The sequence below is a fragment of the Pseudomonas marginalis genome (assembly GCF_900105325.1).
Lineage (GTDB): Bacteria > Pseudomonadota > Gammaproteobacteria > Pseudomonadales > Pseudomonadaceae > Aquipseudomonas > Aquipseudomonas marginalis.
This window is the reverse complement of the sequence record NZ_FNSU01000003.1, coordinates 4,254,711-4,274,917: the sequence shown is the minus strand read 5'-3', so window position 1 is coordinate 4,274,917 and position 20,207 is coordinate 4,254,711. Positions and strand designations below refer to the sequence as shown.

The 20,207-nt window shown below is 64.5% G+C and carries 15 protein-coding genes; 11 read left to right on the top strand and 4 right to left on the bottom strand.

The genetic code is table 11. The features are described 5' to 3' along the window. Positions 1-43 precede the first annotated feature (43 nt). From BLW22_RS29295 to tssA, 4 genes are all read right to left on the bottom strand, one after another. On the bottom strand, positions 44-532 hold the full coding sequence (locus BLW22_RS29295; RefSeq protein ID WP_015886558.1) for an Hcp family type VI secretion system effector: 489 nt from the start codon (positions 530-532) through the stop codon (positions 44-46). Between the two features lie 175 nt (positions 533-707). Continuing rightward, positions 708-2,204, bottom strand: coding sequence for a type VI secretion system contractile sheath large subunit (gene tssC / locus BLW22_RS29290; RefSeq protein WP_065926733.1), 1,497 nt, complete (start codon positions 2,202-2,204; stop codon positions 708-710). A 2-nt stretch (positions 2,205-2,206) separates the two neighbouring features. Further along, complete coding sequence (gene tssB, locus BLW22_RS29285) at positions 2,207-2,713, bottom strand: type VI secretion system contractile sheath small subunit (protein WP_065926732.1); 507 nt, start codon at positions 2,711-2,713, stop codon at positions 2,207-2,209. Positions 2,714-2,767: 54 nt separating this feature from the next. Continuing rightward, entirely contained in the window at positions 2,768-3,787 is a 1,020-nt protein-coding gene (gene tssA / locus BLW22_RS29280) for a type VI secretion system protein TssA (RefSeq protein WP_074847994.1), read from the bottom strand. Between the two features lie 393 nt (positions 3,788-4,180). On the opposite strand from tssA, the gene tagH reads away from it, so the two are divergent. From tagH to BLW22_RS29225, 11 genes are read left to right on the top strand one after another with little or no spacing between them, the layout of a single operon-like run. Then, on the top strand, positions 4,181-5,515 hold the full coding sequence (tagH, locus tag BLW22_RS29275; protein WP_065926730.1) for a type VI secretion system-associated FHA domain protein TagH: 1,335 nt from the start codon (positions 4,181-4,183) through the stop codon (positions 5,513-5,515). A gap of 57 nt (positions 5,516-5,572) precedes the next feature. Continuing rightward, positions 5,573-6,082, top strand: a complete 510-nt coding sequence (gene tssJ, locus BLW22_RS29270) for a type VI secretion system lipoprotein TssJ (RefSeq protein WP_065926729.1) — start codon at positions 5,573-5,575, stop codon at positions 6,080-6,082. A 19-nt stretch (positions 6,083-6,101) separates the two neighbouring features. Continuing rightward, positions 6,102-7,436 carry a type VI secretion system baseplate subunit TssK gene (gene tssK, locus BLW22_RS29265; protein WP_065926728.1) on the top strand — a complete coding sequence of 445 codons (1,335 nt, stop codon included), beginning with the start codon at positions 6,102-6,104 and terminating at the stop codon, positions 7,434-7,436. Between the two features lie 6 nt (positions 7,437-7,442). Further along, complete coding sequence (locus BLW22_RS29260; protein WP_027608269.1) at positions 7,443-8,732, top strand: DotU family type VI secretion system protein; 1,290 nt, start codon at positions 7,443-7,445, stop codon at positions 8,730-8,732. Beyond that, entirely contained in the window at positions 8,729-12,229 is a 3,501-nt protein-coding gene (tssM, locus tag BLW22_RS29255; protein WP_074847992.1) for a type VI secretion system membrane subunit TssM, read from the top strand. Before BLW22_RS29260 ends, tssM begins: the two co-directional genes overlap by 4 nt. Next, entirely contained in the window at positions 12,226-12,879 is a 654-nt protein-coding gene (gene tagF / locus BLW22_RS29250) for a type VI secretion system-associated protein TagF (protein WP_065926726.1), read from the top strand. The genes tssM and tagF overlap by 4 nt, the downstream gene beginning before the upstream one ends. Beyond that, positions 12,880-13,599 carry a PP2C family protein-serine/threonine phosphatase gene (locus BLW22_RS29245; RefSeq protein WP_065926725.1) on the top strand — a complete coding sequence of 240 codons (720 nt, stop codon included), beginning with the start codon at positions 12,880-12,882 and terminating at the stop codon, positions 13,597-13,599. Continuing rightward, the gene (locus BLW22_RS29240) at positions 13,596-16,604 is read left to right on the top strand and encodes a serine/threonine-protein kinase (RefSeq protein WP_074847990.1); all 3,009 of its coding nucleotides are present in this window, start codon (positions 13,596-13,598) and stop codon (positions 16,602-16,604) included. The genes BLW22_RS29245 and BLW22_RS29240 overlap by 4 nt, the downstream gene beginning before the upstream one ends. Beyond that, the gene (locus tag BLW22_RS29235) at positions 16,604-17,308 is read left to right on the top strand and encodes an ABC transporter ATP-binding protein (RefSeq protein ID WP_074847988.1); all 705 of its coding nucleotides are present in this window, start codon (positions 16,604-16,606) and stop codon (positions 17,306-17,308) included. Before BLW22_RS29240 ends, BLW22_RS29235 begins: the two co-directional genes overlap by 1 nt. Then, positions 17,308-18,492, top strand: coding sequence for an FtsX-like permease family protein (locus BLW22_RS29230; protein WP_065948732.1), 1,185 nt, complete (start codon positions 17,308-17,310; stop codon positions 18,490-18,492). The genes BLW22_RS29235 and BLW22_RS29230 overlap by 1 nt, the downstream gene beginning before the upstream one ends. A gap of 43 nt (positions 18,493-18,535) precedes the next feature. Then, a complete protein-coding gene (locus BLW22_RS29225; protein WP_235865631.1) occupies positions 18,536-20,194 on the top strand; it encodes an SUMF1/EgtB/PvdO family nonheme iron enzyme in 1,659 nt (552 codons plus the stop codon). Positions 20,195-20,207 lie beyond the last annotated feature (13 nt).

The window sequence follows — 20,207 nt, the reverse complement described above, 5'->3', positions numbered from 1 at the left end:
TCGCTTCGCTCGGCAGCTGCTACGGCGGAGCGAGGCAGGCGTATCAGCGCTTGGTGTTGGAACGGATGTTCCAGCCAAACTTGATCGCGCCGCCGTCTTTGGTGCCGTCGGCTTTCTGCGGCTGGTAGTCGACCATCACTTGGGCGAAGTTCAAGGTGACGTTTTCAGTCAGGCGGTCATCGCCGCCCGAGCCGCCGGTGCTCAGGGACGTTACCAGCACTTCTTCCAGATTGATCACCATGTACTCGACCTGGCTTTCGCCACCGGCCTTGCGCACGGTCAGCTTGACCTTGTCGATGTGCTTGCCGCTGGCGCAGTGCATCATCAGGTTCGGCGAGGCCTTGTCGACGTACTTGGTCAGCGACAGGTCTTGGATGTTCACCTTGCCCGCGCCGCCGCCACCGCCAACGTGCATGTTGCCGGACTGGGCCATGCCCCAGCTCCAGTTCAGCACGTCGATTTCGTCCTTGTGGGCCTTGTCCATGGACTCGCCCTTGATGTCGCCGATCTTGATGAAAATATCAACAGCCATGTTTTCTCCCTCTGTGGCCTCAGCCACTGTATTTGTTAACGCCGCCGACCTCTGTAGGAGCGAGCTTGCTCGCGAAGGTCGTCAACGGTGACGCGGGCATCCTGGATGAACGCAGCGCCTTCAAGTTTTTCGCGAGCAAGCTCGCTCCTACAGGGAGCGAGCCAGTCCCGATTTTTTACGCGCTTTTCGCCGAAGGCAGCTTCGATACCAGGCGCAACGACACGGTCAGCCCTTCGAGCTGGTAGTGCGGGCGCAGGTAGAACTTGGAGTTGTAGTACCCCGGGTTGCCCTCGACGTCTTCCACGATCACCTCGGCGGCGGCCAACGGGTGCTGGGCCTTGGTGGTCTCGGTGGAGTGCGCCGGGTCACCGTCGACGTAGTTGAGGATCCAGTCCTGCAACCAGCGCTGCATCTCGTCCTTCTCTTTGAAGGAACCGATCTTGTCGCGCACGATGCACTTCAAGTAGTGCGCGAAACGGCAAGTGGCGAACAGGTACGGCAGGCGCGCGGCCAGGTTGGCGTTGGCGGTGGCGTCCGGGTCGTCGTATTCGGCCGGCTTCTGCAACGACTGGGCGCCGATGAACGCGGCGAAGTCAGTGTTTTTCTTGTGCAGCAGCGGCATGAAACCGTTCTTCGCCAGTTCCGCTTCACGGCGGTCGCTGATGGCGATTTCGGTCGGGCACTTCATGTCCACGCCACCGTCATCGGTAGGGAACGTGTGGGCCGGCAGGTTTTCCACTTCACCGCCGGACTCCACGCCACGGATGCGCGAGCACCAGCCGTAGTGCTTGAACGAACGGTTGATGTTCACCGCCATCGCGTAGGCGGCGTTGGCCCAGGTGTACTTGGAGCTGTCGGCGCCGTCGGTGTTTTCTTCGAAGGCGAAGGCTTCCACCGGGTCGGTCTTGGCGCCATACGGCAGGCGCGCCAGGAAGCGCGGCATGGTCAGGCCGATGTAGCGCGAGTCTTCCGATTCACGCAGCGAGCGCCAGCCGGCGTATTCCGGGGTGGTGAAGATCTTGGTCAGGTCGCGCGGGTTCGACAGTTCCTGCCACGAGCCCATGCCCATCACGGTCGGCGATGCCGCAGCAATGAACGGGGCGTGCATGGCGGCGCAGACTTTCGACAGCTCGCCCAGCAGTTCCACGTCCGGTGGCGACTGGTCGAAGTAGTAGTCGCCTACCAGGCAGCCGTACGGTTCGCCGCCGAACTGGCCGTACTCTTCTTCGTACATCTTCTTGAAGAGCGGGCTCTGGTCCCACGCGGTGCCCTTGAATTTCTTCAGGGTCTTGTGCAGGTCCGGCTTGGAGATGTTGAGCACGCGAATCTTCAGTTGCTCATCGCTCTCGGTGTTATTGACCAGGTAGTGCAGGCCACGCCAGGCGCTTTCCAGCTGCTGGAAATCCTGGTGGTGGATGATCTGGTTGACCTGGGCGGTGAGCTTGGCGTCGATGGCGGCGATGATCGATTCGATCGATTTGATCGCGTCGTTGGACACCAGGTCGGTTTGCGCCAGGGCCTGTTCGGCCAGGGTGCGCACGGCGGTTTCCACAGCTTCGCGGGCACGCTCGGTCTTGGGCTTGAATTCCTGCATCAACAAGGATGCGAACTCGCTGGTTTCCTCGGTTGCACCCAGGCTCTGGGCGCCTTCGCGGGCGGTATTGTCAGTCATGATTACTGGTCCCCTGCAGGCTTAGGCGCACTGGCAAGTGCCTGGAGCAGTGCCGGGTCCTTGATCGCCTTCATGATGATTTCTTCAGCGCCAGTCTTGCCGTCCATGTAGGTCAGCAGGTTGGCCAGCTGGGTGCGGGCTTCGAGCAGTTGCTTGAGCGAGTCGACCTTGCGGGCCACGGCGGCCGGGCTGAAGTCGTCCATGCTTTCGAAGGTGATGTCCAGGCTCAGGTTGCCTTCGCCGGTCAGCTCGTTGGGTACGTGGAACGCCACGCGCGGCTGCATGGCCTTGAGGCGCGAGTCGAAGTTGTCGACGTCCACTTCAAGGAACTTGCGGTCGGCCACAGGCAGAAGAGGCTCGGCAGGCTTGCCGGCGAGGTCGGCCATCACACCCATCACGAAGGGCAGCTGGACCTTTTTCTCGGCGCCGTAGAGCTCGACGTCGTACTCGATCTGCACTCGAGGCGCGCGGTTGCGCGCGATGAATTTCTGAGAACTTTGCTTCGCCACGTTGCTGCTCCTGGTCGCTTGAGCGACGGTGTTGTTACTGCGCAGTCGAGCGGCTTACTCGCCGTCCGGGCCGCGCAGGTTTTCAAATTGGGACATCCCATCGGGAATCAGATTGCGCACGATGGCCGCGAAGTCGGCGTGCACAAGGTGCTTGGCCCGGTTCAACAACACCGGCAGCGGGCTCGAAGGCTCGTGCCGGGTGTAGTACGCAAGGATCTTGTCGAGGCTGCGCAGCACGTCATCACGGTTGCTGATGTCGCCGCTGGGGCGAGGTGCGGCGGGGGCAGCGGCGAAGTCCATCGAGGGGGCATTGTCGTCACTGACGGCCTCGGGCTCGCTGCTGGCAGCGCCGTTCGGAACAAACTGGTTAAGGACCTGCAGCGCCTGCTTGAGCGGTTGCTTCAACAGGCTGAGGTCCACGCCTTGGGCGGAGCCTACCTGGTCGCTGACCTGCTGCTCGATGGCTTCGCAGGCGGCGCGTGCGGTGCTCAAGGCGTCGCGGGTGGCTTGCAGGTGTTCGGGGTCGCTGTCGAGAAACGCGGCGTTGAGCTGCTGGGCGCCGAGCTGTTCGTCGGGGAAACTCATCAGGCCGCTGGCATTCAACGCGGCGCGCAGGCTCACCGGACCGAAGGTGCGCGAGCGCGTGAGAATGCTCTCGCGCAGCAGACGAATGGTTGCGTCGCTGGTCAGGCCGGAGAGGGCGTTGATGCGTACGGTGGGGTCGTTATCGTCGTCGGCATCCAGGCGCGGGTGCAGGTCGGCCCAGTATTCGCGCAGCAGCGCATTGATCAACGTAAGGACTTCAGCCAGCCCGGCCGCACCCTGGAGGGCGAGGGAGCTTTGCAACAGGAAATGGGTGATGCGCAGGTCTTTGCTGCGCTGCAGCAAGTCGAGGCTCTGCTGCTGGATGCTGCGCCATTCCGGCGGCTCGGCGGGCAGGATCGAATCGCCCATGCTGCGCTCGGGTTGGCCCTTGGCATCACGCTCCAGCTGGAGAAAATCCGCGTCATATTCCATGTCTTCGCCACAGGGCGAAGTCGCGGAAACGGCGGTGAGCAGCAACGGCACATCCACTGAAATTGATCTCCCTATCAGCCCGTTACATGGCGGGCAATGCATGCATTAGTTGCGCAAGGAACTTTGCATGTTTTCTTGGTCATATAAGAAGATGCCACTAATGTGCCATCACCGGTATTCAAGAAGTTGTGCATTTTTGGTGTAGTACTTATGCCTTGTCAAGGTAAGCTATTCGCCCTCTGTGACAGATGTGCGGTGCTTAACAACCTGCGCGACTGGTGGGTCGAACGACGCACCGGCATAGGATTTTTGTCATGGAGCCCAGTTAAGATCAGCGATCATGCTGGCATCAGCAGGTTTTGAACGGTCGATTGCACGACCTGATGGGGATCTCCCGGGCGTCGCTGTCCCTGGGGTCGACTGCGCGCGAAGTATCAGCAAGGAGGCAAGATGTCGCTGTGTTTGACTATCACTAGTTATCACAAGATTACCCCCGGGCAATGCTCGGAAAAGTCCATGAACCAGGGCTCGATGGCTATCGGCCGCAGCTCGGATAATGACTGGGTATTGCCTGATCCCGAGCGCCTGGTGTCTTCGCAGCACTGCGTTATTCAATACAAAGATGGTCGTTATTATTTAACCGATAACAGTACAAACGGTGTGGAGTTGGTTAACGCCGGCATCCGTTTGCGCAGGGGTAACAGCGAGCTGTTGCAGGATGGCGAGTTGATCCGCATCGGCGATTACGAGATCCAGGCGCGGATCGACTTCAACGTGCAGGCCATCGACAGCCAGCCATTCGCCGGTGATTCGCCGAACAGCTTTGAGGCCCTGATGGGCGCCGTGGCGAACAAGCCCGCGCCGACACCGGTGATTGCCCCGCAATTCCAGGGCGCTTCGTCGATGGACACGCTGCCGGACCTGTTCGACTTCCTCAGCCCCACCGCCGTGCCGCCGCCCACCGTGGCCGATCATGTCCCCAGCGAACAACACGACTTCCGCCCGCCGACCCCGGTGGCGGTACCCGTGGTCGAGACGCCTGTGGTCTCGGGCTCGGTGATTCCCGAAGACTGGGACCTGTTTGGCGACACGCCGGCGCCGTCGGCCAGTGCGCCGCCACCTCCGCCACCGCCACCCACACCGATCATCCAGCCGCCACCCGTGGTCGAGCCAGTGCTCCCCGTGGCCGCCACCCAGCCGCCCGATCTCTTGCAAGCCTTCCTGCGCGGTGCCGGCCTGGACCAGTTGCGCCTGGACAAGGCCCAGGCGGAGGCGCAGATGGAAAACATCGGCCGCAGCTACCGCCTGATGGTCGAAGGCCTGATCGACGTATTGCGTGCCCGCGCCAGCCTCAAGGGCGAGTTCCGCATGCAGCAGACCATGATCCAGCCTGCCGAAAACAATCCGTTGAAATTCGCACCGAATGCCGACGAAGCTTTACTGCTTTTGCTTCGCCACGGCAACCAGGCGTTTATGGCGCCGGACATTGCCGTGCGCGACAGTTTTGATGACCTGCGCGCCCACCAACTGGCGGTGATGGCCGGGGTGGAAGCAGCGATCAAGCACTTGCTCACGCGCTTTGAACCGGCGCAACTGGAAGAGCGCATGGGCAAGCCCGGCGGGCTGTCGAACCTGTTCGCCGGCTCGCGCCAGGCCCAGTACTGGCAGCAGTTCACCGAGCTCTACAGCAATATTTCCCGCGAGGCCCAGGAAGATTTCCAGGACCTGTTCGGCCGTGAATTCAGCCGGGCCTACGAAGAACACAGCGCGCGACAGCGTCGGTAAAACCGCGCCGCAACCTACGGATTAACGGATAGCTAAGTACGTCATTGAGGACGCAGGATGATTCCCAGGTTTTTACTCGCAGTCGCCACCGCGCTGCTGCTGACCGCGTGTAGCAAGGATGCGGTCAAACCCGAAACGGCTGCTGAGGCTGAAGTGAACACCGCCGCCGTCGAGCTGCACTTCCACGCGATTGCCGGGCTTAACCCCGGCGCCAACGGCCAGGCCGCGCCGGTGCGGGTGCGCATTTTCGAACTGAAGAACGCCGCCACCTTCGCCCGCTCCGATTACTTCGCCCTGGCCGACCGTGCGCAATCGACCCTCGGCCTGGACCTGCTGGACCAGGACGAAGTCATGGTGCAACCCGGCCAGCAACTGAGCATCCAGCGCGACCTCGACCCCTCCACGCGCCAGATCGGCTTGCTGGTGGGTTATCGCGAGTTGGACCGCGCGCAATGGCGCACGGTGATCAACGTACCGGCGCGCCAATACACCGAATACCAGATCAGCCTCGATGTGCGTGCCGTGCGCGCCGACGTCGTGGTCACCCCATCCAGCCCTGCCCAATAAGAAGCAATCGGAGCTCCCCATGTCCTGGAACAATCGCGTGGTCTGGTCGGAAGGCATGTTCATCGGAACGCAGCACTTCCAGCAGCATGACCGTTACCTGGAAAACCTGATCGACGCCCGCAGCCGCCCGTTGTCCGCCGGCGCCTGGGGGTTTTCCGAATTGCTGATCGACCAGGGCCTGCTGGCCCAGGGCAAGCTGGCCATCGTCTCGGCGCGCGGCCTGTTGCCCGACGGCACGCCGTTCAACATTCCCCAGGATGACCTGGCGCCCAGCCCGCTGAATATCGACGACAACCTGCGCGATGGCCTGGTCTACCTAGCCTTGCCACTCAAGCGTGCGGGGGCACGCGACACCGTGGATGAGGGCGAAGCCCTGGAAGCCGCGCGCTACGTGAGCCAGGTGCGCGAAGTGCGCGATGACAACGCACCGTTCGAAAACCGCGCGCCTGTGGCCGTGGGCTCCCGGGCCCTGCGCTTGCTGACCGCCCAGGACGGCATCAGTGACTACGCCGCCGTGGGCCTGGTGCGCATCAAGGAAAAACGCGCCGACCGTGCGCTGGTCCTCGACGACAGCTACATCCCGCCCGTGCTGGACGTGGCCGCGAGCAAGCCATTGAGCGCGTTTCGCAGCGAACTGCTGGGCCTGTTGCACCAGCGCGGCGAAGCCCTGGCGGGCCGCGTGGTTGCCTCGGGGGCAGGCGGTGCGTCGGAGATCGCCGACTTCATGCTGCTGCAACTGGTCAACCGCGCCCAGCCGCTGATCCAGCATTTCAGCCAGTTGAGCCCGCTGCACCCGGAGCGCTTTTTCAGCGCACTGGTCAGCCTGGCCGGTGAGTTCTCGACCTTTTCCACTTCAGGCCGTCGTCCCCAGGAATACCCGCAATACCAGCACGACGACCTGGCCCTGAGCTTCGCCCCAGTCATGGCGGCCCTGCGCGAAGCCCTGTCGATGCTGATCGACAGCAAGGCCACGCCGATCCCGATTGTCGAGAAAGCCTACGGCGTCCACGTGGCCATGCTGGCCGACAAAACCTTGCTCGACAGCGCCAGCTTCATCCTCGTGGTCCGTGCCGATGTGCCCGGCGAAACCCTGCGTGCGCGCTTCGGCCAGCAGAGCAAGGTCGGCTCGGTGGAGCACATCCGCGACCTGGTCAACCTGCAACTGCCGGGCATCACCTTGCTGCCGTTGCCGGTGGCGCCGCGCCAACTGCCGTACCACGCAGGCTCGACCTACTACGAGCTGGACCGTGGCAGCGAGCATTGGCAGCAACTGGGCAATTCCGGTGGTTTTGCCTTCCATATCGCCGGGCAGTTCCCGGGCTTGAACCTGGCCTTCTGGGCGATCCGAGGATAATCCGCGATGCATCCCAATGATGACGACCGCACCCAGTTCATGCCGCGCCCGGGTGGCCGCGCGCCGGAACCCGCGCGTGCCGAGCCGGCCCCGCTGTCGATGCCGGCCGCGCCGATCCTCACCGGCAAAAGCCAGGGCCTGAACCCGCTGGAAAGCGCCGCCGGCCCGCTGTTGGCGCTGTTGACGCGCCTGCGCAACACCATCGCGCACCCGGCGCCGGCCAGCCTGCGCGCGCAGTTGCTGGCGTACCTGCGCCAGTTCGAAGAACGCGCCGAAGCCGCTGGCGTGGCCCGCAACGAGGTGCTGCTGGCGCGCTACGCGCTGTGCACCGCCCTCGATGAAGCGGTGTTGAGCACGCCGTGGGGCAGCACCAGCGATTGGGGCAAGCAGAGCCTGTTGATCACGGTGCACAACGAAGCATGGGGGGGCGAAAAAGTCTTCCAGTTGCTCGACCACTGCCTGCAAAGTCCACGGGAGCGCCTGTACCTGCTGGAGCTGTTGTACCTGTGCATGTGCCTGGGGTTCGAAGGCCGTTACCGCGTGATGAACGACGGTCGCAGCCAATTGGAAGCCTTGCGTGAGCGCACGGCGGCGGCGATTCGCAGTGCTCGCGGTGACCACGAGCGCGAGCTGTCGCCCCATTGGCGCGGCGTCACCGTCGCGCGTGATCGGCTGGCGCAGTTCATGCCGCCGTGGATCGCCGTGGCGATTGGCCTGGCGTTGTTGCTGGCCTTGCTGTTCACCTTGCGCCTGCTGCTCGCGGCGCAGGCTGAACCGGTGTTCAAGAACATCCATGCCCTGGGCGAGATCCCGGTGCAGGCCATAGACCGTCCCGTGGCGCAACCAAAAGTGATCGAGCGTCCGCGTCTGGCCGGCTTCCTGGCGGAAGACATCAAGGCCGGTCGCGTCGCGGTGGAAGACAAGGTCGACCGCTCCGTGGTCACCATTCGTGGCGATGAGCTGTTTGCGTCCGCCAGTTCCAGCATCGTCGATGACTACCAGCCGCTGATGCTGCGCATCGCCGACGCCATCCGCAAGGTCAAGGGCCAGGTGCGCGTCACCGGGCACAGCGACAACCGCCCGATTGCCACGCTGCGTTTCCCATCCAACTGGGCCTTGTCCGAAGCGCGGGCCAAGTCGGTATTGGAGATCCTCGCGGCCAAGACCGGCCAAGCTGATCGCTTCAGTGCCGAGGGCCGCAGCGACACCGAGCCGTTGGCGACCAACGCAACTGCCGAAGGCCGTGCCCGCAATCGTCGGGTTGAAATCACCGTATTGGCGGAGGGCGTCGAGTGAAGGCGTTTTTCAGTTTCATGATTCGCTGGGTGATCCCCGTGCTGGGCCTGATCGCCCTGAGCCTGATCATCTGGTTTGTGGGGCCGTTGCTCGACGTGCTGGTGCCGGAAGGGCGCCGTTGGGCGCTGATCATCCTGGTGTTTGCGGTGTGGATCGCCTACCGCGTGTTCCGCATCATCCAGGCGCGGCGCCAAGCGGCCGAAGTGATGCGCAGCCTGGCGGCCGAAACCCCGGCCGACCCCAACAGCGTGGCGACCGCCGAAGAGCTCACCACCCTGCGCCAGCGCATGGACGAAGCCCTGGCGCTGCTGAAAAAGGCCAAGCTCGGTGGCGACGAACGCCGCAACCTCTACGAGCTGCCGTGGTACGTGATTATCGGCCCGCCGGGTTCGGGCAAGACCACGGCGCTGGTCAACTCCGGGCTGCACTTTCCGCTGGCGGCCCAGTTGGGCGCCGGGGCGGTGCGCGGTGTTGGCGGTACGCGTCACTGTGACTGGTGGTTTACCGACCAGGCGGTATTGCTCGACACCGCCGGCCGCTACACCACCCAGGACAGCAATTCCACGGTGGACAAAGCCGCCTGGCTGGGCTTTCTCGACCTGCTGAAAAAGCAGCGCTCGCGCCGCCCGATCGATGGCGCCTTTATCGCCATCAGCCTGTCGGACCTGCTGCTGGGCACCGATGCCGAACGCGCGGCCCACGCGGCGGCGATCCGCCTGCGTATCCAGGAGCTGTACACCCAATTGGGCGTGCGTTTCCCGATCTACCTGATGCTGACCAAGCTCGACCTGGTGCCGGGCTTCATGGAGTTCTTCGACAACCTGAGCAAGGAAGAACGCGCCCAGGTCTGGGGCATGACCTTTGCCTTGGACGACGGCAAGAACAGCGACAGCCCCCTGGCGCACCTGCAAAGCGAATTCGCCGGCCTCGAGCAGCGCCTCAACGAACGCCTGGTGGAGCGCCTGCAACAGGAGCGCGACCCGGCGCGGCGCGACCTGATCTACGGTTTTCCGCAGCAGTTCGGCGCATTGAAGGACTGCCTGCAAAGCTTCCTCGAAGGCGTGTTCAAGCCCAATGCCTTTGAAGAGCGCGTGTTGCTGCGCGGCGTGTACTTCACCAGCGGCACCCAGGAAGGCAGCCCGATCGATCGCCTGATCGGCGCCATGGCCCAGAGCATGAACCTGGACCGCCAGCACCTGGCGCGCCAGAGCGGCACCGGGCGCAGTTACTTCATCGAAAAACTCTTCACCGCCGTGGCCTTTGCCGAACGAGGACTGGTGGGCGTTAACCCGAAAGTCGAGCGTCGGCGCACGTGGATCGCACGCGGTGTACTCGCGGCCACCGTGGCCTTGGTGATCGTGGTCAGCAGCCTGTGGTGGGTGAGTTATCGCGCCAACCAGGCGTATATCGCCCAGGTCGACCAAAGGGTCGCGCCACTGGGCCAGACCGTCCAGAACCTCAGCCCGGCGCAGCGTGAAGTGCTCGCGGTGCTGCCGCTGCTCAATGCGGTGAAGAACCTCGCGGGGAATTCGCCGAGCTGGTCCGAAGGCCTGGGGCTGTATCAGGGCGATATGCTCGAAGCCGAGTCCGCCAGCGTCTATCGCAAGCTGTTGATCGCCGTGTTCGCGCCGCGCCTGGTGACGCGCATCGAGGAGCAACTGCACGGCGGCGGCAACTCCGACTTCCTCTACGAAGGCCTCAAGGCCTACCTGATGCTCGCCGACAGCGAGCATTACGATCCGGACTTCATCAAGGCCTGGATCGCCCTCGACTGGGACCGCAACCTGCCGCGCGATCTGCCGGCCGATCAGCGCCAGGCGTTGACCGGGCACTTGCAGGCGCTGTTCGAGCGCCATCCGCCGAATGCGCGCCTTGACCCGCGCTTGATCGACGATCTGCGTCGCCAGTTGCAACAGCTGCCGGTGGCCCAGCGCGTCTACGACCGGGTCAAACGCCAGAAACTGCCTGAAGGTATCCCGGACTTCCGTATCAACGAAGCCGCTGGCCGCGATGCCGCGCTGGTGTTCAGCCGTAAAAGCGGCAAGCCGCTGGGCGAGCCGTTGAGTGGCTTTTTCACCGCCAAGGGCTATCGCCAGGCGTTTTTGCTCAGCAGCCTGAACCAGACCGGCACCCTGGCTGAAGAGCAATGGGTGCTGGGCCATGAGCAGGCCGATCAGCAGAACGTGGTCAGCCTGGCCGCCGATGTGCGTCGCCTGTATTTCCAGGACTATCAGCGCCAATGGGATGCGTTGCTCGCCGATATCGACTTTGTGCCCATCACCAGCGTGGCCCAGGCAGCCGATGTGCTGCGGGTGATTTCCGGGCCGAGTTCGCCGCTGAAAAAACTGCTGGTGGCCGTGGCCAAGGAAACCGATCTGCAAGCCGAAGAGCGCCAATTGGCCGCTAAAGGCGTGCCGGTGGAAGGTGGCGTCGACAAGCTCAAGGAGCGCCTCGGCAGCCTGCTCGGCCAGGAGCAACCGACGGCCAATGCGCCGGCTGCAGCGGATGATCCGGTGACCGCGCACTTTGCCGAACTCAACAGTATCGTCAGCAAGAACGAAGGCGAACCGGCGGCCATCGACGGCCTGTTGTCGGACATGAACGCGCTGTATGTGCAGGTCAGCGCCATGGTCGGGGCCAGCGGCGATGCCTTGCTTGGCGAGGCGAAGAACCAGGCGGCGGCTGCAGCCACACGGGTCAGCCTGAACGCCGAGCGCCAACCGCCGCTGGTGCAGGGCATGGTCAAGTCGGTGGTCAACTCCACCACCAACAGCATGATGGGCGGGGTGCGTAACCAACTGAACGCGGCGTGGGTCAGCGAAGTGGTCAACGTGTACCGCCAGTCCCTGGCCGGTCGTTACCCGATGTCGCCGGGCAGTGCGCGGGATGTGACCCTGGATGACTTCGGCCAGTTCTTCGGCGTGGGCGGGGTGATGGACAACTACTTCCGCAAATACCTGCAGCCGTACGTGGACACCTCGGCACAGACCTGGCGCTGGCAGCCGGGCGCGGCACAGAAACTCGGGATTGCGCCGGGCGTGCTGCAAACCTTCCAGCGCGCGGCGACGATCCGCGATGCGTTTTTCCGCTCCGGTGGCACCCAACCGATCGTGCGTTTTGAACTCAAACCGGTGTCGATGGACCCGACGATCACCCAGTTCCTGCTCGACCTCGACGGCCAGCAATTGAGCTACGACCACGGCCCCAGCCGCCCGGTGGCGATGCAATGGCCGAACCCCGGCAGCATTGGCGTGGTGCGTATCTCGATCATGCCGCCGTCGGCCAGTGGTCGCTCGGGCGTGACCCTCGACGGGCCGTGGGCCTGGTTCCGCCTGCTGGAGCAATCGGACCTCACCGCCGGCAACTCGCCGGACCGCTTCAACCTGCGCCTGCGGGTCGACGGTGCCAGCATCGCCTACGAGTTGCGTGCCAACAGCGCCTTCAACCCGTTCAAGAGCCGTGTGCTCAGTGGCTTCAGCCTGCCGGAGCGGCTATGACGACGCTGGGTTTCTACGGCAAGCTGGCCAGTCGCGGAGACTTCGTCAGCCGTGCCTTGCCCCAGAGCTTTATCGGCCCGTGGGACAGCTGGCTGGCGGCGGGGTTGCTCGCCAGCCAGAACAGCCTCGGCGCCGACTGGCTCAATGCGTACCTGGTCAGCCCTCTATGGCGCTTTGTGCTGGCGCCCGGCGTGTGCGGGCCGGACGCGGCGGCGGGCGTGGTGATGCCGAGCATTGACCGGGTCGGGCGCTATTTCCCGTTGGCGGTGGTCACCTTGCTCGATCACGACATCAACCCGGCGTCCCTGGTGGGCGGGCCGGACAGCTGGTTTGAGCAGGCCGAAGAGCTGTTGCTCAGCACCCTGGATGCCGGCGCCACGTTTGAACGCTTCAACGCTGGCCTCGATGACCTGGGCTTACCGGCGACCGAGCCGCGTGCGGTGGACAGCCGTTTCGCCGGCCTGCAGCGCGTGGCGGCCAGCGTGCCGCACCAGCGCATGACCGCGCTCGCCGAACAGGCCTGCGACGGTGCGAGCCTGTGGTGGGGGCGTGGTTCGCAGACGATTTCCCCTGGTTTATTGCGGTGTCAGGGCCTGCCTGCCGCCGGCGATTTTGCGCAGTTTCTGCTCGGACAAGAAGGTGTGGTGTAGATGGGGTCGACGTACAAATCCGCGAGCAAAAGCCATGTGGGCATGGTTCGCCAGGTCAACGAAGACGCGTGCCTGGACCTGCCGGAAAACCGCCTGTGGGTGGTGGCCGACGGCATGGGCGGGCACGCGGCGGGGGATTATGTCAGCAGCCTGATCGTCGACAGCCTGCGCAGCGTGCCGATGGGCCGTTCCCTCGACGAGTACTCGGCAGCCCTGCGCAATGACCTGACCCGCATCAACGCCGCCGTGCGTGAAGAAACCGCCAACCGTGGCGTGACCATGATGGGCAGCACGGTGGTGGTGCTCGCCGCGCGCGGTTTGCGCGGTGTGTGCCTGTGGGCCGGCGACAGCCGCCTGTACCGCCTGCGCGACGGCGTGCTCGAAGGCATCTCCCGCGACCACAGCTACGTCCAGGACCTGCAGGACAGCGGCCTGCTCAGCGAAGCCGATGCCCGCGTGCACCCGCGCGCCAACATCGTCACCCGCGCCATTGGCGTGGAAGCCCAGCTGGAACTGGCGGTGGTCGACCTGCTGATCGCCCCCGGCGACAGCTACCTGCTGTGCAGCGATGGCCTGAACAAGACCGTCGACGACCATGAGATCCGCGAAGTGCTCAGCCACGACGCGCCGGATGAAATCGTGCGCAGCCTGGTGCACCTGGGGCTCAACCGTGGCGCGCCGGACAACATCACCGCCATCGTCGTGAAGGTATCGGCATGAACATTGTGATTCCGGGCTATGACATCGACGGCGAGATCGGCGAAGGCGCCATGGCCAGCGTGTACCTGGCGACCCAGCGCTCCCTGGAGCGCAAGGTGGCGCTGAAGGTGATGGCGGCGGCGCTGGCGGCCGACCCGAGCTTCTGCGAACGTTTCCTGCGCGAGGGCAAGACCCTGGCGCGGCTGTCCCACCCGCACACGGTGACCATCCATGACATCGGCAATGTCGGTGAGCTGTACTACATGGCCATGGAATACCTGCCCAACGGCACGCTCAAGGAGCGCATCGCCGCCGGCCTGACGCCGGAGCAGGGCATTACGCTGATCCGCCAGATCGCCTCGGCGCTGGGCTATGCCCATGCCCAGGGGCTGGTGCACCGCGACGTCAAGCCGGCAAACATCCTGTTCCGCGCCGATGGCACGGCGGTGCTGTCGGACTTTGGCATTGCCAAGTCCCTGGACGACCGCACCCAATTCACCCAGGCCGGCTTTGCCGTGGGCACGCCGAGCTACATGAGCCCGGAGCAGGCGCGGGGCCAGGAGATCGATGGCCGTGCCGACCTCTACGCGCTGGGCGTGGTGCTGTATGAAATCCTCGTCGGCAAGCTGCCGTACAACGGCAACGACGCGCTGTCCACCGCGCTGGCGCACCTGACCGAACCCTTGCCGGAATTGCCGGTGCACCACGGGCGGTATCAGGGCGTGCTGCGCAAGCTGTTGGCCAAGGACCCGGCGGAGCGTTTCCCGGATGCGGCGGCGTTGCTGCAGGCGCTGGATAACCTGCCTGCGGAGTCGCCGGAGGCCACGCTGGTGCGGCCGTTGCCGATCCCGCTGAGTTTTGATCTGGCGGGCATGACCCCGGTCACCATCGACATCCCGACCGACAGACCCCAGCCGCAACCGGTGCGCCAGCCGGTGGTGACGCCGACCCAGCATAACGCCGTGTCCGAGCAGCGTCGTGGGCCGGTGCTGGCACTGGCCGCCGTGGCGGTGGCCGTCGCATTGGCCATTGGTGGCGGCAGTTACTGGTGGTTGAGCGGCAGTGATGAGCCGGCCAAGCCGCCGGCTGCCGTCGTGCCTCAGGCCAAGCCTCCAGCGGCGGTCGCCGACGTGCCCCCGGCAACGCCCACTGCGTCCGCCGAAGTGGACGGCGGCCAACGGCCGTTGTTGATGGCCGGTAAGAAGACTTTGTTCCAGCGCGTGCTCAGCAAGCCCGGCGCCAAGCTGTCGGATGACGCCGGCAGCGCGCCTGGCAAGGCCCTGCCGGCGTTCTCCGTGCTTTATGTGTACCAGCGCAAAGACGTCGACGGCAGCCCGTGGGTGCGCGTCGGTGCCGCCACCGATGGCCGCAGCGACGGCTGGTTGCCGGCCGCCCAGGTCAGCGACTGGAAGCAAAGCCTCGTGCTCAAGTTCACCGAACGCTCCGGCCGGGCGCCGGTGATGTTCCTGCGCCAATCCGGCGAAGTGGAAAAGTTGCTCGCCGATCCAGCCGCCGCCAAAGGCGTGCTGGCCAAGGCGCAGAAGAACAGCGACGACAACGGCCAGGTCCTGGCCCTGGAGCCGGCCGCCAGCGCGGTGCCGCAGAACCAGTTCTACCTGTTGCCGATCTTCGACGCCAAGGAGAGCTTCGACGAAAACGGCCAGCCGGTGCAGTTGCTTAACGTCGCCTCCATCGACCCAGGCAGTAACGCGACGGCCAAGCCATCGACCCCGGTGATCAACGCCAATGCCGACGCCTTCCGCACTGCCGTGGTGCTGGTGGTGGACACCACGGTTTCCATGCAGCCCTACATCGACCAGATCCGCGATGTGGTGCACGAGCTGCAAACCCGTATCGCCGAGCGTGGCGAGCTGGACAGTGTCAGCTTCGGCATGGTCGGTTTCCGGAGCAGCATCAAGAAAACCCCAGGCCTGGAATACGTGGCCAAGACCCTGATCAGCCTCGACCAGGGCCGCGACCCGCAACGCTTCCTCGACATGGCGCGCCAGGTCAAGGCGTCCACCGTGTCCAGCCACTCCTTCAACGAGGACGCGTTTGCCGGGGTGATGCAGGCCGTGGACGGCATGGACTGGTCCGGCTACGGCGGTCGGATCATCCTGCTGGTCACCGATGCGGGCGCGCTGCGCAAGAACGACCCGTTTGCCGCCACCCAGATGAACGAAGCCGAAGTGCGCCAGGCCGCACTGGGCAAGCAGATCAAGATCTACGCGCTGCACCTGCGCACCGACGCCGGCAAGAAAACCCACGCCGGCGCCGAGAGCCAATACCGCACCCTCACCGCCGACGCCAACCCGCAGATCGGCGACCTGTACACGCCGGTGCCGGGTGGCGATGTGCGCAAGCTGGGCGAGCGTGTCGACGAGATCGGCAGCGTGTTCGCCAACCTCGTGCACCAGGTGCGCAGCAATACGCCGCAAGCGGTGCCGCTGCTGAGTGCCGCGCCGAGCCTGGCGGACAAATCTGCCGCGGTCGGCTATGCCATGCACATGGACTTCCTCGGTCGCCGGAACGCCAGCCAGGCGCCGCAACTGGTCAGTGCCTGGACCGCCGACCGCGACCTGACCAATCCCGCGCTGCCGGCGTTCCAGGTGTGCGTGATGCTGACCAAATTGCAGCTCAACGACCTGCAACAGTCGCTGAAACTGATCGTCGATGCGGCGCGCAAGACCCAGACCTCGCCCAAGGATTTCTTCCAGGAAATCGCCAGCGCCTCGGCCTATATGAGCCGCGACCCCCAAGCCCTGCGCAAGGGCGGCAACCTGGCCGACGGCGGCATTCTCGGCGAATACCTGGAAGGCCTGCCGTACCGCAGCAAGTCGCTGAACATGACCCAGGACCTGTGGTTGTCGTTGAGCGTGGCCGAGCAGGAAGACTTTATCGACGAGCTGGATTCGAAAATCCGCCTCTACGAAACCTTCCACAATGACCTGGCCAACTGGGTCCGTTTCGGCGATGCCGAACCGGGTGATGCGTTGTACCGCGTGCCGTTGTCGACACTGCCGTAATGCTGAACTTGAGCGCGGTGCACAAAAGCCGGGGTGTCGGCAGCCAGCGTTACAGCCTGGTGATCCCGGCGCTGCACCTGCGTGCCGGCGAGCAATTGGCAATTGTCGGGCCGAGCGGGTGCGGCAAGAGCACCTTGCTGGATCTGTTGGCGCTGGTACTGGCGCCGGATCAGGTGGGCCGGTTCGAATTCAACCGGCAGGACATTGGTGGACTGTGGCGCGCCGATCAGCAATCCACCCTGGCCGGGCTGCGCAGCCAGCACTTGGGCTATGTGCTGCAAACCGGCGGGCTGCTGGGCTTTCTGGATGTGCGCAGCAATATCGCGCTGTCCCGGCAACTGCTGGGGTTGAAAGACGATGGCAGCGTGACGCGCCTGGCGGAACAGCTGGAGATCAGCGACCAGTTGGCCAAGAAGCCGGCTGCGTTGTCGGTGGGCCAGCGCCAGCGTGTGAGCTGCGCCCGCGCCCTGGCCCATGCACCGCAACTGGTGCTGGCCGATGAACCGACGGCGTCCCTTGACCCGCTGAATGCCGAGCGCGTAATGCAGGCCCTGCTGGCCCAGGCCCGCGAGCACCGCGCCGCCTGTGTGATCGCCACCCATGACGAACCCTTGGCCCGTGCCAGTGGCTTGCAGGTGCGGCGCATCAGTTGCCGTCGCGATACCGATGGCGGCGTCACCGCGACCCTTGGGGAGGCGTGCTGATGCGCATCCCTTTGGTGGCGTCCCTGGCCTTTCAGGATTACCGCAACGATGCCTGGCTGTCGGCCTGTTCGGTGTTGGCGCTGGTGGCGGTGATTGCGCCGTTGCTGGTGTTGTTCGGCCTGAAATTTGGACTGGTTAGCAGTTTGACCGAACGTTTGGAGACCGATCCGGCCACCCGTGAAATTATTCCGCTGGGCGGTGGTCGATTCAGCAGCGCATTTGTCGAACAGCTTGGCCAGCGCAGCGATGTGGCGTTCGCCTTACCGCGCACGCGGCAGATTGCGGCGACGGCGCAGGTGGGCACGCTGACCCTGGAAATGCTGCCGACCGCTGCGGGTGATCCGCTGCTGAACGGCCTGCCGATGCCCAGGGGCCTGGACCGGATCGTGCTGAGCCACACCGCTGCCGAGAAGCTTGCGGCGCGGCCTGGGGATTGGCTGGAGACCCGCTTTGCGCGGCAAGTGGCGGGGCGTGTAGAAGCCCAGCGCACGCGCTTGCAGGTACTGGGGGTGCTGCCGCTGGAAGCCTTCGCCCGGGATGGGTTGTTTGCCGATTTGAGATTGCTGGAAGCGGCGGAAGATTACCGCGATGGCCGTGCGGTACCGGCGTTGGGTTGGGCCGGTGACGAGGTGGGTGTGAGCGAGCAGCGGGTGTATCCGGCGTTTCGCTTGTATGCGCGCAGCCTGGCCGATGTGGAGCCGCTGCGGGTATTTTTCGCCGGGCAGAATCTGTTGGTATCGACCCAGGCACAGACGATCGCCCAGGTGCAGTCGCTGAGCCGCAACCTGTCGATCGTCTTCTGGATCATCGCCGGGCTGGCCTTGGCGGGCGCGTTTGCGGCGATCTTCGCCGGGGCGTTGGCCGCTGTGGCACGCAAGCGCCGGGAATTGTCGGTGTTGCGTCTGTTGGGGTTTTCCACCGGCGCGCTGTTGCTGTTTGTGGTGCTGCAGGCGCTGTACAGCGCAGGGTTTGCCGCTTTACTCAGCGTTGGGCTGTATGGCCTGGCCGAGGCCGCGTTGAACAAGTTATTCGTGCAGGTGCCGGGCGAACACGCCAGCCACCTGCTGGCGCGTCACTATGGCCTGGCCCTGGTTGCAGTCCTTGGCGTCAGCGCCGTGGCGGCAGCCTGTGGTGGTTGGCGAGTGGCGCGTATCCAGGCTTCTGAAGGAATCAGAGATGTATAAGTTACTGGGCGCCGTTGTGGCGCTGAGCCTGGCCTCGCTGGCCATGGCCGATGAAGCGAGCGACAAGCTCGACAACCCCAAGCCGTTGCCCGACGACGTCAGCCTGCCGCTGCCGTGCGAAGGCACTATGGTGTTCCGCTATGCCTACGTGCTGGCCCAAGGGACCTTGGATGACCGCGAGATCAGTCTCGGCTACCCCTTCGCCGAAGGCGAGGCGGGTTACCAGCAGTCATTTATCTCCGGCTACCGCCGCGACTTTATCAACGGCCAGTTCACCCTCAAGGACTTGCCGAAAGACTGGAGCAAAGTCATCGCGCCGTTGATGCCGAAGACCGACGCCAAGACCCCGCTCAAGCCCATGCTGTACTTCATCGGCAAGTACGAAGTGACCGCCCGCCAGTACGCCCAGGTGATGGCCCAGGCGCAATCCCTGGCCAGTGGCGAACCGGCACCGGCGTGCGATGCGCCCACCGGCATGGCCGGGCGTTTGCCCAAGGTGAAGCTGTCGCGCTTTGAGGCTGAGCGCTTCTCGGCGGTGTACAGCGCCTGGCTGATGAAATACCACCGCGATTTGCTGCCGGTGAGCGGTCGTGGGTCGTCGGCGGAAGACGGCGGCCTGGGTTTCGTGCGCCTGCCCACTGAAGTGGAGTGGGAGTTCGCCGCACGCGGTGGCCAGGCTGTGAGTCGCCAGGACTTGGAAGGGCGCCTGTTTCCACGCCGCACCGAAGGCAGTGAAAGCGATGGCCCGCTGGGTGATTACGCGGTGTTCAACCAGGTCGCCGGCGGTACTGGCCAGGCCGCACGCTTGATGCCTATCGGTACCAAGCTGCCCAACCCCATCGGCATGTTCGACGTGATCGGCAACGCCGCGGAAATGGTCCAGGAGTCCTTCCAGCTGGTGCACGCCGGTCGTCGCCAGGGCACCTACGGCGGCTTTGTGGTCAAGGGCGGCAACTACCTCGAAGGCGAGGGCACGCTGTTTACCGGCATGCGCCGCGAATACCCGCTGTTCGCCGCCGACGGCACCGAGCAAAGCAACGAGACCACGGGATTCCGCGTGGCAATCGGGGCGTTGTCGGCGCCGCGCTCGCGTTACAAGGAGTTGTTTGCGCAGTGGCAGAAAGAAGGCCGCCTGGCCTCGCTGACCGACGCCATCGACGACGCCCAGGACCCGACCAAGCGCCTGGACAGCATCATCGCCGCCAGCGCCGACCCCAAGCTGCAGGCCGAGTTGGGGCTGGTCAATGAAGAACTCAAGCGCAATGTCTCGCTGATCGCCCAGCAACGCGAAGAAGCGGCGGGCAACCTGATTCAGTCGGCCGCGCTGGTGGCCGAGACCATCAGCAACTACAACATCCGCCTGGCCAACCTGCAGAAGAGTCGCCAGCAGGCCCTGGACAACAAGGAAGAGGCCAGCGCGGCACTGTTTGCCACGGCTATCGAGAACGGACGCAGCGCCCTCGATGGCGCGGTGGCGATCTATATCGACAACCTGGCCACCGGCACGCGTTACACCGATGCGGTGATCCAGGCGCAGTTTCAACGGATCAAGGAAGAGTTGGATCGCAAGCCCGTGCTCGGCAAGAGCCTGGTGACGCGCGCAACACTGTTCGTTCGCCATGTCGGCAACTACCGCAAGCAACAGCGGGCCGACCCGGCGACGATCTTGAAGGAATTGCTCGCAGCGAGCGGTCAGCGCTGATCGCTGGCTGTAT